Source organism: Mesorhizobium tianshanense, assembly GCF_007830515.1.
GTDB lineage: Bacteria > Pseudomonadota > Alphaproteobacteria > Rhizobiales > Rhizobiaceae > Mesorhizobium > Mesorhizobium tianshanense.
Genome location: NZ_VLKT01000002.1, coordinates 68,159 through 88,214 on the forward strand (window position 1 = coordinate 68,159; position 20,056 = coordinate 88,214).

Annotated in this window: 16 protein-coding genes; 10 read left to right on the forward strand and 6 right to left on the reverse strand. The window is 63.2% G+C overall.

Features of this window, described 5'->3' with window-relative positions:
- Nucleotides 1–2: 2 nt before the first annotated feature.
- Both topA and IQ26_RS01810 read right to left on the reverse strand, forming a co-directional pair.
- Complete coding sequence (gene topA / locus IQ26_RS01805) at nt 3–2,630, reverse strand: type I DNA topoisomerase (protein ID WP_145712277.1); 2,628 nt, start codon at nt 2,628–2,630, stop codon at nt 3–5.
- Between the two features lie 440 nt (nt 2,631–3,070).
- Nucleotides 3,071–3,448, reverse strand: a complete 378-nt coding sequence (locus IQ26_RS01810) for a COG4315 family predicted lipoprotein (protein ID WP_145712280.1) — start codon at nt 3,446–3,448, stop codon at nt 3,071–3,073.
- A 173-nt stretch (nt 3,449–3,621) separates the two neighbouring features.
- Here IQ26_RS01810 and IQ26_RS01815 point away from each other — a divergent pair, with 173 nt between their 5' ends.
- Entirely contained in the window at nt 3,622–4,368 is a 747-nt protein-coding gene (locus IQ26_RS01815) for a cytochrome c biogenesis CcdA family protein (RefSeq protein WP_145712282.1), read from the forward strand.
- A 237-nt stretch (nt 4,369–4,605) separates the two neighbouring features.
- Here the strand turns inward: IQ26_RS01815 and IQ26_RS41005 are convergent, their stop codons facing one another.
- Nucleotides 4,606–4,734: a hypothetical protein gene (locus tag IQ26_RS41005; RefSeq protein ID WP_276316397.1), complete on the reverse strand. Its 129-nt coding sequence runs from the start codon at nt 4,732–4,734 to the stop codon at nt 4,606–4,608.
- A gap of 127 nt (nt 4,735–4,861) precedes the next feature.
- Here IQ26_RS41005 and glmU point away from each other — a divergent pair, with 127 nt between their 5' ends.
- Entirely contained in the window at nt 4,862–6,226 is a 1,365-nt protein-coding gene (gene glmU / locus IQ26_RS01820) for a bifunctional UDP-N-acetylglucosamine diphosphorylase/glucosamine-1-phosphate N-acetyltransferase GlmU (protein ID WP_145712286.1), read from the forward strand.
- Here the strand turns inward: glmU and IQ26_RS01825 are convergent, their stop codons facing one another.
- Nucleotides 6,227–6,610, reverse strand: coding sequence for an ADP-ribosylation/crystallin J1 (locus tag IQ26_RS01825; RefSeq protein WP_145712289.1), 384 nt, complete (start codon nt 6,608–6,610; stop codon nt 6,227–6,229).
- A 230-nt stretch (nt 6,611–6,840) separates the two neighbouring features.
- On the opposite strand from IQ26_RS01825, the gene glmS reads away from it, so the two are divergent.
- Nucleotides 6,841–8,664, forward strand: coding sequence for a glutamine--fructose-6-phosphate transaminase (isomerizing) (gene glmS / locus IQ26_RS01830; RefSeq protein WP_145712292.1), 1,824 nt, complete (start codon nt 6,841–6,843; stop codon nt 8,662–8,664).
- A gap of 80 nt (nt 8,665–8,744) precedes the next feature.
- A complete protein-coding gene (locus IQ26_RS01835; protein ID WP_145712302.1) occupies nt 8,745–9,503 on the forward strand; it encodes a DUF502 domain-containing protein in 759 nt (252 codons plus the stop codon).
- Here IQ26_RS01835 and recG read toward each other — a convergent pair.
- Complete coding sequence (gene recG / locus IQ26_RS01840) at nt 9,455–11,563, reverse strand: ATP-dependent DNA helicase RecG (protein WP_145712317.1); 2,109 nt, start codon at nt 11,561–11,563, stop codon at nt 9,455–9,457. The two genes, IQ26_RS01835 and recG, sit on opposite strands and share 49 nt — an antisense overlap.
- A 92-nt stretch (nt 11,564–11,655) precedes the next feature.
- Here recG and IQ26_RS01845 point away from each other — a divergent pair, with 92 nt between their 5' ends.
- The 6 genes from IQ26_RS01845 (at nt 11,656) to IQ26_RS01870 (ending at nt 19,501) form a co-directional block, all read left to right on the forward strand.
- Entirely contained in the window at nt 11,656–11,943 is a 288-nt protein-coding gene (locus IQ26_RS01845; RefSeq protein ID WP_145712985.1) for an FAD assembly factor SdhE, read from the forward strand.
- 13 nt (nt 11,944–11,956) lie between these two features.
- Nucleotides 11,957–15,454 carry a transcription-repair coupling factor gene (mfd, locus tag IQ26_RS01850; RefSeq protein WP_145712335.1) on the forward strand — a complete coding sequence of 1,166 codons (3,498 nt, stop codon included), beginning with the start codon at nt 11,957–11,959 and terminating at the stop codon, nt 15,452–15,454.
- A gap of 181 nt (nt 15,455–15,635) precedes the next feature.
- Nucleotides 15,636–17,009 (forward strand): class II 3-deoxy-7-phosphoheptulonate synthase, encoded by a 1,374-nt coding sequence (locus IQ26_RS01855; RefSeq protein ID WP_145712988.1) that lies wholly within the window; start codon nt 15,636–15,638, stop codon nt 17,007–17,009.
- Between the two features lie 790 nt (nt 17,010–17,799).
- Entirely contained in the window at nt 17,800–18,207 is a 408-nt protein-coding gene (locus IQ26_RS39410; protein ID WP_276316398.1) for a class I SAM-dependent methyltransferase, read from the forward strand.
- 437 nt (nt 18,208–18,644) lie between these two features.
- Nucleotides 18,645–19,064 carry a GFA family protein gene (locus IQ26_RS01865; RefSeq protein ID WP_145712356.1) on the forward strand — a complete coding sequence of 140 codons (420 nt, stop codon included), beginning with the start codon at nt 18,645–18,647 and terminating at the stop codon, nt 19,062–19,064.
- A 77-nt stretch (nt 19,065–19,141) separates the two neighbouring features.
- Complete coding sequence (locus tag IQ26_RS01870) at nt 19,142–19,501, forward strand: diacylglycerol kinase (RefSeq protein WP_145712359.1); 360 nt, start codon at nt 19,142–19,144, stop codon at nt 19,499–19,501.
- A gap of 4 nt (nt 19,502–19,505) precedes the next feature.
- Here the strand turns inward: IQ26_RS01870 and IQ26_RS01875 are convergent, their stop codons facing one another.
- Nucleotides 19,506–19,952 (reverse strand): DUF1801 domain-containing protein, encoded by a 447-nt coding sequence (locus IQ26_RS01875; RefSeq protein WP_145712361.1) that lies wholly within the window; start codon nt 19,950–19,952, stop codon nt 19,506–19,508.
- Nucleotides 19,953–20,056: the final 104 nt, after the last annotated feature.

The window sequence follows — 20,056 nt, forward strand, 5'->3', positions numbered from 1 at the left end:
CCCTATCCCTTTTTCTTGGCCACTTTCCTGGCCGCCGGTTTTTTGGCCGCCGCCGGCTTTTTGGCAGGTGCGGCGGCTTTGCGGAAGGGCTTTCTGCCGCCATTGCCACCCTTGGCTTCCTTCTCGGCAATCAGCGCCACCGCGTCCTCGATCGTCACCGACTGCGGGTCCTTGCCCTTGGGCAGCGTCGCATTGACCTTGCCGAAATTGACATAGGGCCCGTATTTGCCGTCGCGCACGACGATCTTGCCGCCGCCCGCCGGATGGTCGCCAAGCTCCTTCAGCGCCGCGGGCGTGCCGCCATTGCGGCCGCCCGGGCCCTTCGCCTGCTTCTCGGCGATCACCGACACGGCGCGGTTCAGACCGATCGAGAACACGTCCTCGATGCTGTCGAGATTGGCGTAGGTGCCGTCATGCAACACGAACGGGCCGTAGCGCCCCAGCCCGGCCGAGATCATCTTGCCGGATTCCGGATGCTTGCCGACGTCGCGCGGCAGCGACAGCAGGGCCAGCGCCTTTTCGTGGTCGATCGAATCAGCCGTCCAGCCCTTGGGCAGGCTTGAGCGCTTGGCTTCCTTGCCGTCGCCGCGCTGGATATAGGGGCCGAAGCGACCGCTGCGCAGCGTGATCTCCTCCGCCGTATAGGGATCTTTGCCAAGCACCTTGGTGCCATCCTCGCCATTGCCGTTTTCGCCATTGGGATTGGCGGCGTCGCCGAGCTGGCGGGTGAAGGAGCATTCGGGATAGTTCGAGCAGCCGACGAAAGCGCCGAACTTGCCGAGCTTGAGCGAGAGGTTGCCAGTGCCGCATTTCGGGCAGATGCGGGGATTCGAACCGTCTTCCCGCGCCGGAAACACCAGCGGCGCCAACTCCTCGTTGAGCGCGTCGAGCACGTCGGTGACACGCAATTCCTTGATGTCGGCGACGGCGCCGGAAAAATCCTTCCAGAAATCGCGCAGCACATCCTTCCAGGCGAGCTTGCCGTCCGAGATTTCGTCGAGTTTTTCCTCGAGCGAGGCGGTGAAATCATATTCGACATAGCGCTCGAAGAAGCTTTCGAGGAAGGCCGACAACAGCCGGCCCTTGGCCTGCGGCAACAGCTTGCGCTTGTCCATGCTGACGTAGTCGCGGTCCTCGAGCGTCTTCAGGATCGCCGTGTAGGTCGACGGCCGGCCGATGCCGAGCTCTTCCAGCTTCTTGATCAGCGAGGCTTCCGAATAGCGCGGTGGTGGCTCGGTGGTGTGCTGGGTGGCATTGATCGCCTCACGGGCGAGCTGTTCGCCGGCGCGGATCTCTGGCAGACGGCGGTCTTCCTCGTCTTCCGAATCCTCGTCCTTCTGGTCGGTATAGGCGGCAATGAAGCCGTCGAAGCGAACGACCGAACCGATGGCGCGAAGCTCTGCAGTGCGGGCGCCGTTGACCGCCTCGATCTCGGCCGTGGTGCGCTCGATCTCGGCCGGCTGCATCTGGCTGGCGATGGCGCGTTTCCACACCAGTTCGTAAAGCCGCGCCTGGTCGGCATCGAGATATTGCCTGACCGAAGCTGGCGTGCGCATGAAATCGGTCGGGCGGATCGCTTCGTGCGCTTCCTGGGCGTTCTTGGCCTTGGTCGTGTAGAAGCGCGGCTTTTCGGGCAGGTATTTGGGGCCGAATTCTTTTGCGATCGCATCGCGCGCGGCGGTGATCGCCTCGGGCGCCATCTGCACGCCGTCGGTTCGCATATAGGTGATCAGGCCGGTGGTCTCGCCGCCGATGTCCATGCCTTCATAGAGCCGCTGCGCCACCTGCATGGTGCGGTTTGCCGAAAAGCCGAGGCGCGAGGAGGCGGCCTGCTGCAGCGTCGAGGTGGTGAAGGGCGGACCTGGATTGCGCTTGGTCGGCTTGGCTTCGACCGACAGTGCCTTGAAGGTCGCGCCTTCGAGCATCGCCTTGATGTCGTCGGCCTGCGCCTTGTTGGAAATGTCGAGCTTTTGCAGCTTCTTGCGGTCGAAGGCGGTCAGCCGCGCCTCGAAGTTCTCGTTGCGCGGCGTGCCGAGGAGAGCTGATATCTGCCAGTATTCCTCGCGGATGAAGCGCTCGATCTCCAATTCGCGGTCGCAGACGAGCCGCAATGCCACCGACTGGACGCGACCGGCGGAACGGGCGCCCGGCAGCTTGCGCCACAGAACGGGCGACAGCGTGAAGCCGACGAGATAGTCGAGCGCGCGGCGGGCGAGATAGGCATCCACCAGCGGCGCATCGATCTGGCGCGGATTGGCCATCGCCTCCAGCACAGACGACTTGGTGATGGCGTTGAAGACGACGCGGCTGACCGGCTTGTCCTTCAGCGCGCGCTTCTGCTTCAGCACTTCCAGGACATGCCAGGAGATGGCTTCGCCCTCGCGGTCCGGATCGGTGGCGAGGATCAGGCCGTCGGCGTCCTTGACTGCCTTGGCGATGTCGGCAAGACGTTTGCCCGAGGCGGTGTCGACAGCCCAGGACATGGCAAAATCCTCATCCGGGCGCACCGAGCCATCCTTGGCCGGCAGATCGCGGACGTGGCCGAACGAGGCCAGGACCTTGTAGTTCTTTCCGAGGTACTTGTTGATTGTCTTCGCCTTGGCCGGCGATTCGACGACGACGACGTCCATGAGGTCTCATATCAGTTGTGATGCGGCAGAAGAATTCCGCTGCGCGCGACGAAATCTCGTACAATTGTCGCTCACATGGCCGCGCTTTTGCATCCGGTCAAGGGGAGACGCCCAAAATGCAGTTCCGCATTGAGTGCGCAACCCAAGGGCGCGTCATGTGAAATCCGCAATCCTGGATAGGGGAAATGGCAGCCCCGCAGTTGGACAAACCGGCGATGAATCCGGGAGAAACGGTACAAATTCCTCTGCGGATATAAGAGAAACATCGACCATGCGCCAGCCCCAGCCGAGGAGACGTCCGCATGAGGCGACATTTGGGCTCATGCCCGGCTGCGCGGCGCAAATATGTGACGCGCAAGAAGCTGGGCGCCGGGCGCCTGAAGGAATGCCCGGCGACCGGCTGATTTTCCCGTAGGCCGAAGCGGCCCCTGGTTCGAGGCTCAGTCGGCCTTGACGACGTGCCAGACCTCGCCGACGCCGTCGCCGGTCACATCACCGGCCTTCTTGTCCTTGATGAAGGTGTAGACCGGCTTGCCCTCATAGGCCCACATCCTGGTGCCGTCGGTGCGGTCGACGATTGTCCATTCGCCCTCGGCCTTGGCGTCGGCCTCCGCCTTCAGCGGCGGCCAATTGGTGGCGCATTTGTCGTAGCAGTTCGACCTGCCCGTCTCGTCCTTGTCGTAGGTGTAAAGGGTCATGCCGTTGGCATCGGTGTAGATCTTGGTGCCGCCGACATCGGCTTCCTTCCACGCCTCGGCGGCATAGGAAGCGGCGGTGCCGTGCAAAAGCACCGCCAGCCCAATCGTGATCGATTTCATGAGGTTCTCCCTGATATGATCGAGAAGCGCGCGGAAAGTCGCGGCCTCGTTGCATCAACGTGCTTGCGGTGCCGTTTCTTCCTCGATGCGGGGCGGCAACTTGCCACGTAATGGTGATTGGCGGACAAGCCCGTGCGCCGCTATATCGGCGCCGATACGGTTGGAGTTCGGGAATGGCATTGGATATTGGCTATGTCAGCGCGGTCGGGGCGGGGGCGATCTCGTTCCTGTCGCCTTGCGTGCTGCCGCTGGTGCCGCCCTATCTCTGCTACATGGCCGGCGTGTCGGTCGACGATTTCCGTGGCAATGCCGGCGTCACGGCCAGGGCCGATGCGCGCAGCGCGCTGCTTTATGCCTCGATCGCCTTCGTTCTCGGCTTCTCGACCGTCTTCGTGGCGTTGGGCGCCGGCGCCTCGACCATCGGCCGGCTACTGCGCGTCTGGCAGGAGCCGCTGGCCATGGCCGCCGGCGTGCTCATCATCCTGATGGGCCTGAATTTCCTCGGCATATTGCGCATCCCGCTGCTGTCGCGCGAGGCGCGCTTCCAGTCGCAGGGCAAGCCGGCCAGTGTCGTTGCCGCATACGTCATGGGGCTGGCCTTCGCCTTCGGCTGGACGCCCTGCATCGGCCCGGTGCTGGGGCCGATCCTGACGCTGGCCGGCGGCCGCGAGACGGTGGGCGAGGGCGCGGCTCTGCTTGCCGCCTATTCGCTCGGCCTCGGCATCCCGTTCCTGATCGCGGCGCTTTTTTCCGGCGCCTTCATGCGCTTTCTCTCGAAGTTCCGCGTTCATCTCGGCCGTGTCGAAAAGGCGATGGGTGCGCTGCTGGTCGTCGCCGGCGTCTTTTTCCTGACCGGCGGCGTGCAGGCCGCATCCTACTGGCTGCTGGAGAACTTTCCGGTGCTGGGGCGGTTGGGATAGGCTGACCAGATACGAGCCCGTGCCGACAGATGGTTTGGCCACCCAGCTTTTGCCCGATCGAGCGAAGGACCATGTGCGTCGCCAATGTGCCGGCGCGCCCGAGAGGGGAAGTCGGCGGTCCATCTTTCGATGGACATTGCCTGAGCCCGCCGACCCCGCGTTGCCAGTGGCCTCGCGATTCGGAGCTTCGCCAAAGGAAGACGTGCCGTCTAGCAACGCAAACGTGTATCCGCGCCCCTACGCGGCCATTACCGCCGCGGCGTCGCGATGTCCCCACAGGCCCGCGAGATCGTCGAGGCACATGCGCGGCGGATCGGCCGCCGTCAGCCTTTCGCGTTTTCCCGCCGCGATCTCATGCAAGGTCATCCCATGACCTACTGATTGAGAGTCAGCTGCCCCACCTGTCTCACCGGAATTTAACCGCATTGGTGCAGCATGGCGCCAATGCTAGACATGTCTTGATTCCCAACCCTTTTCATATGGTTGCCATTCCATGAGCCAGAGAACCTGCCTGTCCGTCATCCTCGCCGCCGGCGAAGGCACGCGCATGAAAAGCGCTGTGCCAAAAGTGCTGCACCCGATCGCCGGCCTGCCGATGGTCGCCCATGTCGTCAGGGCTGCCGAAGCGGCCGGAGCGGGCGATCAGGCGCTGGTGATCGGCCACGGTGCGGACGAGATGCGCAAGGCCACGCAAAAGTTCGCGCCGAAGGCGGAGAACTTCGTCCAGGACAAGCGGCTCGGCACGGCGCATGCCGTGCTGGCTGCTCGTGCTGCGATATCAAAGGGTTACGACGATATCCTGGTGATGTTCGGCGACACGCCGCTGATCGACCCGGAGGTGCTGACCGCTGCGCGCCTGAAACTGGCAGAAGGTGCTGCCGTCGTTGTGGTCGGCTTCCGCACGTCAAATCCTTCCGGCTATGGCCGCTTGATCGAAAAGGGCGGCAAGCTCGTCGCCATCCGCGAGGAAAATGACTGCACCGACGAGGAGAAGAAAATCACCTTCTGCAACGGCGGGCTGATGGCGATTGCCGGCAAGCACGCGCTGACGCTGCTCGATCAAGTCGGCAACAACAACGCCAAGGGCGAATATTACCTTACCGACATTGTCGAGATCGCCGGCGGGCAGGGCCTCGATGTCGTCGCCACCGAAGCCAGCTTCGAAAACGCTCTCGGCATCAACAACCGTGCCGAACTCGCCGCGGCCGAAGGCATCTGGCAGACGCGCCGGCGGCGCGAGGCCATGCTCTCCGGCGTCACATTGATCGCACCGGAAACCGTGTTCTTTTCGCACGATACCGAGATCGGCGCCGATACGATCGTCGAACCCAATGTCTGGTTCGGGCCGGGCGTGAAGATCGCTACGGGCGCCAAGATCCATGCCTTCAGCCATATTGAAGGCGCCACCATCGCCTCGAATTGCGATGTCGGTCCGTTCGCGCGGCTGCGGCCCGGCGCCGATCTCCGGCAAAAGGCCAAGGTCGGCAATTTCTGCGAGGTCAAGCAGGCGACGGTCGAGGAGGGCGCCAAGGTCAACCACCTGACCTATATCGGCGACGCCCGCGTCGGCGCTGGCGCCAACATCGGCGCTGGTACCATCACCTGCAACTATGACGGCTACTCGAAATTCTTCACCGACATCGGCGAGGGCGCTTTCATCGGCTCGAATTCCTCGCTGGTGGCGCCTGTTACGATCGGCAAGGGCGGCTACATCGCTTCGGGCAGCGTGATCACCGAGAGCGTGCCCGACGATGCGCTGGCCTTCGGCCGCGCCCGCCAGAAGACGCTGCCCGGCAAGGGCAAGGAGTTGCGCGAGCGTTTTGCTTCGGCCGCGGCGGCGAAGAAGGCCGCTGGATGATCATTCTTCGTCAGTCGGCTGGTTCGCATCCTTGCCGAAGACTGCGGTCACCTTGATCCTGCCGACAATTGCTCTGTTGAATTCAGGGAGGTCTTCGGCAGGAATCCAGTATTCCCGATGAGCCTTGCTGCCGGCGTGTTCGACCTGATAGCGGTCGAGAAAATCCTTCAGAACCTCGAACCGGGTGACGAATCCCGAGCCGCTGGCTGGTACGTTCCAGTCACGTGCGATCTGCACGGCATAGGCTTCGGACAGAACGGGGTAGAAAATGGGTTGCTCGGGAAGGCGCGGCGGAAACGCGCGCATGCCCGACTTCTCGATCAGTTTCAGCTCCTGAGGCCCAACCGGACGCCAAAGCGTCACTGTGTCGATTTGTTCAGTCATTATGGCATCATGTCTTTGACGAATTTCAGGAACCACTGAGGCGAGATAGCATGCGCGCACGGAGAAACCGAGCGATCGCGGTAACCGGATTGCAAGAGCGCCGTGTCATGGTGCATCTGTGCAAGAACGGTTCCCGCTGATACGGGACGAAACGCAATGTGATTTTCGCGGCAGCCCGGCCGTCCCTAAATGGCGCTGGGTTTTCATGCCGGAATCGGGGGCAAACGTCTATGTGCGGTATTGTCGGAATTGTCGGTCACTCGCCGGTCGCGCCACTCATCGTCGACGCGCTGAAAAGGCTCGAATATCGCGGCTACGACTCCGCCGGCGTCGCTACGATCGAGCATGGCAAGCTCGCGCGCCGCCGCGCCGAGGGCAAGCTGGTCAATCTCGAACGCCGGCTGAAGGACGAACCGCTCGACGGCATGATCGGCATCGGCCACACCCGCTGGGCAACGCATGGCGTGCCCAACGAGACCAATGCGCATCCGCATTTTTCCGACGGCGTCGCCATCGTCCACAACGGCATCATCGAGAATTTCGCCGAATTGCGCGACGAGCTGATGCGCGACGGCTACACATTTTCATCGCAGACCGACACCGAGGTCGTCGCCCATCTGGTGGCGCGCGAACTGGCCAAGGGTTTGAAGCCGGTCGAGGCCGCGCACCAGGCATTGAAGCGGCTGGAAGGCGCCTTTGCGCTGGCCATCATGTTTAGGGGAGACGAGGATCTCATCGTCGGAGCGCGCAACGGCCCGCCGCTGGCCGTCGGGCATGGTGATGGCGAGATGTTCCTGGGCTCCGACGCCATCGCGCTTGCCCCCTTCACCAATTCGATCACCTATCTGGAGGACGGCGACTGGGCGGTGGTGCGCCGCAACGAGGTCGCCATCTTCGACATGGACGGCAACAAGGTCGACCGCAAGCGCCAGCAGTCGCTCAGCACTTCCTTCATGGTCGACAAGGGCAACCGGCGCCATTTCATGGAGAAGGAAATCCATGAACAGCCCGAAGTGATCTCGCACACGCTGGCGCATTATGTGGATTTTGTCGGCGGCGTCTTGAAGCCGCTCGACCTGCCGTTCGATTTCGCCAAAATCGACCGGCTGGCGATTTCGGCCTGCGGCACCGCCTATCTGGCCGGCCTGATCAGCAAATACTGGTTCGAGCGCTATGCGCGGCTGCCGGTCGACATCGATGTCGCCTCGGAGTTCCGCTACCGCGAAATGCCGCTGTCGAAGAACGACGCCGCCTTCTTCATCTCGCAATCGGGCGAGACCGCCGACACGCTGGCCTCGCTGCGCTATTGCCGCAAGGCGGGCATGAAGATCGGCGCGGTGGTCAATGTGCGCGAATCGACGATGGCGCGCGAATCCGACGTCATCCTGCCGACACTGGCCGGGCCGGAGATCGGCGTCGCCTCCACCAAGGCCTTCACCTGTCAATTGTCGGTGCTGGCTTCGCTGGCCGTGCGAGCCGGCGTGGCGCGCGGAACGATCTCGCGGGAGCAGGAAACGACGCTGGTGCGCCAACTGTCGGAAGCGCCGCGCTATGCCAATCAGGTCTTGAAGCTGGACGGGCAGATCGAAAAGGTCGCGCGCGACCTTTCGCACTACAAGAACGTGCTCTATCTCGGCCGCGACACCAATTTTCCGCTGGCCATGGAAGGCGCGCTGAAGCTCAAGGAAATCTCCTATATCCATGCCGAGGGCTATGCCGCCGGCGAACTTAAGCACGGGCCGATCGCGCTGATCGACGAGAACATGCCTGTCATCGTCATCGCCCCGCATGACCGCATCTTCGAGAAGACCGTGTCGAACATGCAGGAAGTGGCGGCGCGTGGCGGCAAGATCATCCTGATCACCGACAGCAGGGGTGCCGCGCACGCTACGGTGAAGACGATGGAGACGATCGTGCTGCCGGACGTGCCGGAAATCATCTCGCCGATCATCTACGCGCTGCCGATCCAGATGCTGGCCTATTTCACCGCGGTATTCATGGGCACCGACGTCGACCAGCCGCGCAACCTGGCGAAATCGGTGACGGTGGAATAGGCCTGGTTTAAAAATTTTCGCAGTTCCAAAGCGGATGGCGGTTCACTAATGTTGCGCCGCAACCAGTGCTGCGGTGAACCATGTCCGATGCCCCCAAGACCTCAGGCATGACCCGGCTGCGGAATTATTTCCTGACAGGGTTCGTCGTCTGCGCGCCGCTGGCGATCACCGCCTACATCGCCTGGTCGTTCATCGGCTGGGTCGATTCCTGGGTGAAACCCTATATTCCAGCGCGCTACAACCCCGATAGCTATCTGCCGGCGCCGGTTCCGGGATTCGGCCTGATCGTCGCCTTGATCCTGATCACCCTGATCGGTTTCCTGACCGCCAATATCGTCGGCCGCGCCATCGTCTTGTTCGGTGAGCGCCTGCTCGGCCGCATGCCGCTGGTGCGCGGTATCTACGGCTCGCTGAAACAGATCTTCGAGACCGTGCTGTCGAACAAGGGCGACATGTTCCGTCAGGTCGGGCTGGTCGAATACCCGCGCAAGGGCGTCTGGTCGCTGGTCTTCGTCGCCAGCGAGAAGGAAACCGAGATCAACCATAAGCTCGATCAGGAAGGCGATCCGCTGATCGCGGTGTTCATGCCGTGCACGCCCAACCCGACCACCGGCTTCCTGATGTATGTGCCGAAATCCGACGTCGTGCCGCTCGACATGACGATCGAGGACGGCGCCAAACTGATCGTCTCGGCCGGGTTGGTGGCGCCGGAGGTCAAGACGCAAATGGTGACGTTGAACGGCAAGCCGATTGGCGTTCAGATCGCTAATCCGCCGGTCGGCGCCGGGCCTCAGCCGGCGCGCAAGAGCCGCACCGCCTCATCGCGGCCGAACAAATAAAGCAGCATGCGAAGGGCGGCGCCGCGTTCTGATTGCAGTTCCGGATCGCGTGACAGGATCAGCCGCGCGTCGTCGCGGGCGGCTTCGAGCAGGTCGGCATGCGCCTCGATGCGCGCCACCTGAAAGCCCGGCGTGCCCGACTGGCGGGTGCCCAGCAGTTCGCCTTCGCCACGCAGCTTCAGATCCTCCTCGGCGATGCGGAAGCCGTCCTCGGTCTCGCGCATCACCGACAGCCGGCGCGTTGCGGTCTCGCCGAGCGGGTCCTTGTAGAGCAGCACGCAGGAGGACGGTTTTTCGCCACGCCCGACCCGGCCGCGCAGTTGGTGCAGCTGCGCGAGGCCGAAGCGCTCGGCATGCTCGATTACCATGATCGTCGCATCCGGCACGTCGACGCCGACCTCGATGACCGTGGTGGCGATCAGGATACGCGTCTCGCCGGCCTTGAAGGCGCGCATCGCCTCGTCCTTCTCGGCGCCCTTCATGCGCCCGTGCACCAGGCCGACCTGGTCGCCGAACAGCTGATACAGCGAGGTGAAACGGTCCTCCGCCGACATCAGCTTGATCTCTTCGGATTCCTCGACCAGCGGACAGATCCAGTAGATCTTCTGACCGTCGGCGACGGCGTCGCGCATGCGGCCGACCAGTTCGTCGAGCCGCTCGAGCGGCAAAGTGACGGTGCGGATCGGCTGGCGTCCGGCCGGCTTTTCCGTCAGCTTCGATACGTCCATGTCGCCGAATGCGGTCAGCACAAGCGTGCGCGGGATTGGCGTCGCCGTCATCACCAGCATGTCGGGCGCGTCGCCCTTGGCGGTGATGGCCAGCCGCTGATGGACGCCGAAGCGGTGCTGCTCGTCGATGACGGCGAAGACGAGGTCGTGGAACGTCACCGTTTCCTGGAACAGCGCATGGGTGCCGACGACGATGTCGATTCCGCCATTGGCCAGACCAGCCAGCGTGTCGGTGCGTTCGCGGCCCTTTTCGCGGCCGGTGAGGATGGCGACGCGCAAGCCTGCTTGTTCCGCCAAGGGCGCAATCGTCGCAAGATGCTGGCGCGCCAGGATTTCGGTCGGCGCCATCAAGGCCGCCTGGCCGCCGGCCTCGACGGCGCGCGCCATGGCGAGCAGCGCGACCACCGTCTTGCCGGACCCGACATCGCCCTGCAGCAGGCGCAGCATGCGTTCGGGGTCGCCGAGATCGGCATTGATTTCGGCAAGCGCCATTTCCTGCGAGGCGGTCAGCGAATAGGGAAGGGCGGCGCGCAGTTTTTCGACGATGCGGCCGTCGCCTACCAGCGGCCGCCCGGACAAGCGGCGGACTTTTGCGCGCACCAGCGCCAGCGACACCTGGCCCGCCAGCAGTTCGTCATAGGCAAGCCGCCGCCAGGCCGCGCCGTCGACGGACACGTCGAGCGGGTCGGCGGGATTGTGGATGCGGGCCAGCGCATCGCCGAAGGCTGGAAAGGTCCAGCGGCGCAGAAACGCGCCGTCCTGCCATTCCGGCAGCACCGGCAGGCGGCCGAGCGCCTGGCCGATTGCCCGGCGCAGCACTTTTCCCGAGAGCCCGGCGGTGAGCGGATAGACCGGCTCGACCAGCGGCAGGTTTTCCGCTTCGCTGGCCAGCGCGATGTGGTCGGGATGGACCATGGATGGCCGGCCGTTGAACCATTCCATGCGCCCGGAGACCACGACATGCTCGCCCTCGGGCATCGCCTTTTCGAGATAGGCGGCGTGCGCATGGAAGAAGGTCAGCGCGATCTCGCCGGTGTCGTCATGGGCGTAGACCCGGTACGGCACCGACCTGTTGCCGCGCGGCGGCGGCTGGTGGCGGTCGATGCGCACATCGAGCGTGACGATCGCGCCTTCGGCCGAACCGGCGATACCCGGCCGGCTGCGGCGGTCGATCATCGTGTGGGGCAGCACGAACAGAAGATCGCCGGCGCGCGCCGCACGATCACCGAGATCGGCCGGCACGACCTTCTCGATCAGTGCGCCGACCTTCGGCCCGACGCCGGCAAGCGAGGTGATCGGGACAAACAGCGGATCGAGGAGGGAAGGACGCATGATGTCAGCTTATGTCGCGACAGCGGCAGCGCAAGGCTGACACCGCCCTCTATCCACGCTATATGCGCCGCTTCAGGCAAGGATGCGGCACGATGACGGGAACGAGACGATCAAGCGAAGGGCTCGACGCCCGCCGCAGCAAGCTCCTGTTCCGCTCCTGGCATCGCGGTATGCGTGAAATGGACCTCATTCTCGGCAGTTTCGCCGATGCGCAGATCGACGCCTTGACCGGCGACGAACTCGACCAATATGAGAGGCTCCTCGACATTCCCGATACCGAATTCCTGGCCGTGCTCACCGGCGAACGCCCGGTTCCGGCCGATATCGACTGTGCCGTCCTGCAAAAGGTCCTGGCGTCGCGCCAGGCGATGACATTCTGAACAACGTGTACCCATGAGCCTGATCCCCACCATCGGCCTGCCGAAAGGCCGCGCCGGCCAGTTCATCGTCGACGGCGTCGCCGACGGTTTTGAAGCCTTCGCGCTGGTGCAGGCCGCGCACGAGATCGCGCCCGACAAGCCGGTGCTGTTCGTGGCGCGCGACGGCCAGCGCCTGCCTTCGATCGTCGAGGCGCTTACATTTGCCGCACCCGGCCTGCCGGTGCTCGAACTGCCGGCCTGGGACTGTCTGCCGTACGATCGCGTATCGCCCGGCTCGGATGCCGCCGCACGGCGGCTCGACGCGCTCACCGCGATGATCGCGCTGGCGAAAAAACCGCACCGCGCCATCATCCTCACCACCGCCAACGCGCTTTTGCAGCGCATTCCGCCGGCAAGCCTCGTCGAGGCGCAGACGTTTCACGCCCAACCCGGCAACCAGATCGACATGAATGCGCTGGTGTCGCGGCTGGAGACATCAGGTTTCGAACGGGTGCCGACCGTGCGCGGCGTCGGCGAGTTCGCCGTGCGCGGCGGCATTCTGGATCTGTTCGCACCGGGCTGGACGGAAGCGCTGCGCCTCGATTTCTTCGGCGACACGCTGGAATCGATCCGCGTCTTCGACGCTGCCACGCAACGCACCACCGGTCAGCGCAAGTCGATGGCGCTGCAGGCGATGAGCGAAGTGGCGCTGACGCCCGAAACCATCAGCCGCTTCCGTCGCTCCTATATCGAGGCCTTCGGCGCGCCGCAGCGCGACGACGGGCTCTACGCCGCGGTCAGCGAAGGCCGGCGCTTCGCTGGCATGGAACACTGGCTGCCGTTCTTCTACGAGCGGCTGGAGACGGTGTTCGACTATCTGCCGGATACGCCTGTGGTGTTCGACCACCTTGCGCATGAGGCGCTGGCGGAACGCCATACGCTGATCCTCGACCATTACGAGGCGCGCAGGAAGCAGGCCGACGGCGCGCTGAAGGACGCCGTTCCGTACAAGCCGGTGCCGCCGGACCTGCTTTATCTCTCGCCCGAAAACCTCATCGCCTCGCTTGGGCCGCGCGAAGCGATCGACTTCACGCCCTTCGACGCGCCCGATGCCGGCGCGAAGAAAATCTTCCATGCCGGCTCGCGGCATGGCCGCAGCTTCGTCGAGGAACGCGCCGATCCCAACATCAACGTCTTCGACGTCGTCGTGAAGCACATTGCCGACGAGCGTGCCGCCCGCCGCCGCGTCGTCGTCGCCGGCTGGACCGAAGGTTCGCTCGACCGGCTCGGCCAGATCCTGGCTGAACATCATCTTGGCAACCTCAAGCCCGTTGCCACGCTGGCCGAGGCGGGAAAGCTCGAAGCGGGGCAGGCGGGTCTCGCCGTGCTGCCTCTGGAATCCGGTTTCGAGACCGAAAGGCTGGTCGTCGTTGCCGAGCAGGACATTCTGGGCGACCGGCTGATCCGGCGCTCGAAGCGCAAGAAGCGCGCGTCCGACTTCATCGCCGAGGCCTCGGCGTTGTCCTCCGGCGACATCGTCGTCCATACCGACCATGGCATTGGCCGTTTCATCGGGCTGCGCACCATCGAGGCGGTCGGTGCGCCGCATGACTGCCTCGAAATCCATTATGCCGGCGACGACCGGCTGTTCCTGCCGGTGGAGAACATCGAACTTCTGTCGCGCTATGGTTCGGATTCGGCCGAAGCGACATTGGACAAGCTTGGCGGCGGCGCCTGGCAGTCGCGCAAGGCGCGGCTGAAGCGGCGGCTGCTCGACATGGCCGGGCAGTTGATCCGCATCGCCGCCGAGCGGCAGATGCGTGCCGCCCCCGCGCTGGTGCCGGCGGACGGCCTTTATGGCGAGTTCGCCGCGCGCTTTCCCTATGAGGAGACCGACGACCAGCAGACGGCGATCGATTCGGTCATGGATGATCTGGGCGCCGGAAAGCCGATGGACCGGCTGATCTGCGGCGATGTCGGCTTCGGCAAGACAGAAGTTGCGCTTCGCGCCGCCTTCATCGCGGCGATGGAAGGGTTCCAGGTCGCGGTGGTGGTGCCGACGACGCTGTTGTCGCGCCAGCATTTCAAGACCTTCTCTCAGCGTTTCTCCGGCCTGCCGATCCGCGTTGCCCAGGCTTCGCGGCTGGTCGGCGCCAAGGAGTTGGCCGAGACCAAGAAAGGCATCGCCGAAGGTACGGTCGATATCGTCGTCGGCACCCATGCGCTGCTCGGCGCCTCGATCTCGTTCAAGAATCTCGGCCTCTTGATCATCGACGAGGAGCAGCACTTTGGCGTCAAGCACAAGGAGCGGCTGAAGGATCTGAAGACCGATGTCCATGTGCTGACGCTGTCGGCGACGCCGATCCCGCGCACGCTGCAACTGGCGCTGACCGGCGTGCGCGAGCTGTCGCTGATCGCCACGCCGCCGGTCGATCGCATGGCGGTGCGCACCTTCATTTCGCCCTTCGACCCGCTGGTCATCCGCGAGACCCTGCTCCGGGAACGCTACCGCGGCGGTCATTCCTTCTATGTCGTGCCGCGCATCAGTGATCTCGCGGAAATCCATGATTTCCTTCGTGAATCGGTGCCCGAGCTGAAAGTGGCGGTTGCCCATGGCCAGATGCCGCCCGGTGAGCTCGACGACATCATGAATGCCTTCTACGATGGCCAGTACGATGTGCTGCTGTCGACCACCATTGTCGAATCCGGCCTCGATATCCCGACCGCCAACACGCTGATCGTGCATCGCGCCGACATGTTCGGCCTGTCGCAGCTCTACCAGCTGCGCGGCCGCGTCGGCCGCTCGAAGGTGCGCGCCTATGCGCTGTTCACGCTGCCGGCCAACCGCAAGCTGACCGACACCGCCGAGCGGAGGCTGAAGGTGCTGCAGTCGCTCGATACATTAGGCGCCGGCTTCCAGCTTGCCAGCCACGATCTCGACATTCGCGGCGCCGGCAATCTTCTCGGCGAGGAGCAGTCCGGCCACATCAAGGAGGTCGGCTTCGAGCTTTACCAGCAGATGCTGGAGGAGGCGGTGGCCGAGGTGAAGGATTCCGGCGAGGTGCAGGACGGCGGCTGGTCGCCGCAGATCGCCGTCGGCACGGCGGTGATGATCCCGGAAAGCTATGTTCCGGATCTGCAACTGCGGCTGGCGCTCTACCGCCGCCTCGGCGATCTCGAAAACACCGAGGAGATCGACGCCTTCGGCGCCGAACTGATCGACCGGTTTGGACCGCTGCCGGAGGAGGTGAAGCATCTCTTGAAGATCGTCTTCATCAAGGCGCTCTGCCGCAAGGCCAATGTCGAAAAGCTCGATGCCGGGCCAAAGGGCGTCGTCATCCATTTCCGTAAGCGCGAGTTTTCCAATCCTGTCGGGCTGGTCACGTTCATCGGCGAGCAGGGCTCGCTGGCCAAGATCCGGCCGGACCACAGCGTCGTCTTCGTCCGCGACTGGTCGACGCCCGAAAAGCGGCTGGCGGGTTCCGCGGTGGTCATGACGCAGCTGGCAAGGCTGGCGGAGAAGGCGGCTTAACGAGGCATCGGCTCGGGCTTTTGGCAACGAACCAGCCGGCATCTTCGCTGTGCCGCGCCATTCGCCACGCGTCCAAATCCGGTCTAGAATAGGAAATCGGCTTCGTGTATGGAGCCGCGATCCCCATATGGGGCGAAATGGCGGGCGATGACGCCGGCTGGAAAGAGCGTTGGGTGCAACGATGACGAAATGGTCGCCGAATTCGTGGAGAGCAAAGCCGATCCAGCAGGTTCCTGCCTATCCGGATCTTGCCGCGCTGAAGAACACGGAAGCCCAGCTCGCCACTTTTCCGCCGCTGGTTTTTGCAGGTGAGGCACGCAAGCTGAAGAAGCAGCTTGCGACCGTCGCTGCCGGTGACGCTTTCCTTCTCCAGGGCGGCGATTGTGCCGAGAGCTTTGCCGAGCACGGCGCGGACAACATCCGCGACTTCTTCCGCGTCTTCCTGCAGATGTCCGTGGTGCTGACCTTCGCCGGTGCGCAGCCGGTGGTGAAGGTTGGCCGCGTTGCCGGCCAGTTCGCCAAGCCGCGCTCGTCCGACAATGAGACCAAGGGTGGCGTGACGCTGCCCAGCTATCGCGGCGACATCATCAACGGCATCGAGTTCGACGCCAAGTCGCGTATTCCCGATCCGGCACGCCAGGAGATGGCGTACCGCCAGTCGGCGGCGACGCTCAACCTGTTGCGCGCCTTCGCGCAGGGCGGCTACGCCAGCCTGGAAAACGTGCATCAATGGATGCTCGGCTTCGTGTCCGACAGCCCGCAGGGCGAGAAATACGAGTCGCTCGCCAACCGCATCACCGAGACGATGGACTTCATGAAGGCCGTCGGCATCACCTCGGAGACCAATTACGCGCTGCGCGAGACCGATTTCTACACCAGCCACGAGGCGCTGCTGCTCGGCTACGAGGAGGCGCTGACCCGCGTCGATTCGACCTCCGGCGATTGGTACGCCACATCAGGCCACATGATCTGGATCGGTGACCGTACCCGTCAGCCCGACCATGCCCATGTCGAATACTGCCGAGGCATCAAGAACCCGCTGGGCCTGAAATGCGGCCCGTCACTGACACCGGACGGCCTGCTGCAGCTCATCGACCTGCTCAACCCGGAGAACGAGCCCGGCCGGCTGACGCTGATCGCCCGCTTCGGCTCCGACAAGGTCGCCGACCATCTGCCGAAACTGGTGCGCGCAGTGAAGAAGGAAGGCCGCAGCGTGGTGTGGTCGTCGGATCCGATGCATGGCAACACCATCGAGGCCGCCGGCTACAAGACGCGGCCGTTCGACCGCATCCTGAAGGAGGTGCAGACCTTCTTCGAGGTGCATCGCGCCGAAGGCACGCATCCGGGCGGCATCCATGTCGAGATGACCGGAAAGAACGTCACCGAATGCACCGGTGGCGCCCGCGCCATCACCGCCGAGGAGCTGCAGGACCGCTACCACACCCATTGCGACCCGCGCCTCAACGCCGACCAGGCGATTGAATTGGCGTTCCTGGTGTCGGACCTGCTCAAGAAGAGCCACCCGGTCCAGCACAAGCAGGCCGTCAACGGCTGACTTCAGTCGCCATCGGAATTTCACGATCAAGAAGCGCCGGAGAAATCCGGCGCTTCTTGATTCAGTCAGCGGGCCTCATCGTGCCGGTCCCGCTCTGCATTGAATTTCCACTCACCTTGCGATAAACTGATTGCATATTGCAATTGGTTTGCACCTTTGTGCGAGGACAGAACGGAGGTGTCCCGAGGTGGAATGCCGGTTCCAACCCCTGAGCGGAAGCTTGTTCGAGCTCGGCCAAATTCATGCCCGTGACCGAAGCCGTTATCCGCTAGCAAAGGTGTATGTCCTAAGATCGGTGCAGATCTGCCGGCACCGTTCGGGGGCAAGATACGACCGCCCACCGTAGGGCCGAAATGGCGCAATCACATCATCACTGCCTAATTAAGCAATTCCTTTATTCTCTCCGACTCCAGTGTCAAAGTACGAGCTGCGTAGCTTGCGGGAGGTCCTCATGAGAAGTCTTCAATCGACGTTGAGACGGATTCAAATCGTGGCCCTTGATCGGACACATGCTGCGACGCTGAGAGGGTTGGGCAAGGTTTGTGAATACAGGCATTGCCCCTTGTGCGGGTGGACGGGATTCCAATTTTCTGCCGGTAAACCTGGCCCGTTCTTCCGGTTTGACGCTCGATGCCCATCATGCTGGTCCGCGGAGCGTCACAGGCTGGCTTACGTCCTTCTGAAGGATTCCCTTCCGGCCAAGATAGATGAAATTCTGCACTTCGCTCCCGAACCAGAGATCCAGAAATGGCTCCAGGGAAGTTGCACTGAGTACCACACTGCCGATCTTATGGACCCACGAGTTATGCATAAGGTCGACATTCAGGAGATGCCGTTTGAGGACAACACCTACGATCTCATCTGGTGCTCGCACGTTCTCGAACACGTCCCCGATGACCGAAGGGCTCTGAGCGAAATCCGCCGTATCCTCGCCCCAAACGGCATCGCCGTGATTCAGGTACCTCTTTGGGGATCCAAAACCATCGAAGGCGACCTCCCAACTTCCGAACGCGTGCGGGTCTATTATCAGGAAGACCACCTTCGCCGTTACGGAAAGGATATTCTGGAGCGGCTGTCCATGGATGGACTTTCTGTCAGCGTCCGCAATGTTCAAGAGCTGGAACTTCAGTTGGTATTGAGGTGCTCACTGAACGACATGGCGAGCAACGATGTCTTCCTTCTCAGGAAGCTCGCCTGACGTCGCTCGGCTCTTCCAGCCCGCGGTCTACTCGGCGGCGGAGAATCTCATCTTGCTCCAGCCCCAACGGCAAGTTCCATCAAGGAGTAGCGCTGCTGCCGCTGTTGCGGAGCGCCACACGCCGCAACTTACTCGGGCGCCGTCTCGTAGACGACTTTGACGGGCAAGTCCGTATGGACGGCGTGGTGCGGCTTAGTACCCCGGTTGTCGCCGAGCGGGACTGGGCGCGCGACACGCCGTTGTCCTTATCGAAATCTTCATCGCTATTGGCTGGCGTTTCACGCGCCCGCGCGGCCAGCCGCTTAGCCGTGCCGTGCAGAACATGCCCGCCGCATGTCGCATTTGCTTGGGCACGGCCGCTGCAAAACTGGAATCCTGGCGAGGATGCCGCTGCCATGGACAGCGATTTGGGATGGCGATTTCGTTTGGAGGCCAAGATGGATGACAATCACAGCGGATCATGCCTGTGCGGAGCCGTGCGCTTCAGGACGCGAGGCCGGCTGCGCGGTGTCGTCTATTGCCATTGTTCTCAGTGCCGGAAGCAGACCGGACATTTCGTCGCCGCAACCGCCGCCAAGGACGCCGACATCGATATCGAAGGGAAGGATGCGCTCACCTGGTATGGTGTGTCCGATGTGGCCAAGCGCGGGTTCTGCGGCACCTGCGGTTCGTTGCTGTTCTGGAAGCATGGCGAACTGGACTCGATTTCGATCATGGCCGGCTCCTTCGACAGGCCGTCCGGCCTTTCCGGCCAAAGCCATATCTTCGTCGGCGACAAGGGCGACTATTATTCGATCGACGATATGCTGCCGCAGTTCGAAACGTCGGCCCCATCGATCAAGGTGGCGGACGAATGATTTTTGGCGAGGTCGCCTTATTCCATTGATCCGGCCATTGCGGTATCCCCTGCCGGTGATTCGGAAAGGGACTGCGCATGCAGCGGCTGATCGATGCTTTCTTCAATTCAGTGCGGGCGTTCCAGAAATTGGCCGCCAGCGAAAAGGCCTTCCAGCAGGAGCTGATGCTGCTCGTGCTTGCCTTGCCGCTCGGCTGGTTTGTTTCGGTATCGTGGCGCGGCTATGCGCTGCTGATCGGCGCGGTGCTGCTGCTGATCATGGTCGAAGTGCTGAACACCGGCATCGAGGCCGCATGCGATGCGTTCAGCCGGGAATTCAACGTCGACATCCAGCTCGCCAAGGATTGCGGCTCGCTGGCGGTGCTGATTTCGGTGGTGATCGTCGCCGGCGTCTGGGGCATCGCCATCATCGAACGCATCACGGGACTACCGATCTAGCACTTCAGGCGCTCTTTGGCCTCTCCTGAGGGCGGACGCGTCCAGCGGCAGCTCGCACCGAGATGTTCAGTGCCACGGCGGCGCGAATGAGCGCCTTCAACGCCTCTTCGTCGATGTCGTCGCTCTCATGGATATCGATGGCGCGCCTGGTGTTGCCTTCCAGGCTGGAGTTGAAGAGGCCTGAAGGGTCCTCCAACGAGGCGCCCTTGGCGAAGGTCATCTTCACGACATTCTTGTACGTCTCGCCGGTGCAGATGATTCCCGCGTGCTCCCAGACTGGAACCCCTCTCCACTTCCACGCCTCGACCACTTCGGGGTCGGCCTGCTTGATGAGGGTCCGGACCCGAGCGAGCATCTGGCCCCGCCAATCACTCAGCTCCTCGATTCTCGCATCTATCAGCTGAGAGGGAGAGGCTTGTGCCTTTCCTTCCTGCGGGCTGCTTTTCTTCATGGTGGTGTCGCTTTCTCTAGGGTTGTTGTCGTTCGCCCGTCACTTGAATATCGCTAGTCGGCACTTGGTACCATCGCTCGTCTCCCGTCAGGATCCGCTGGCCG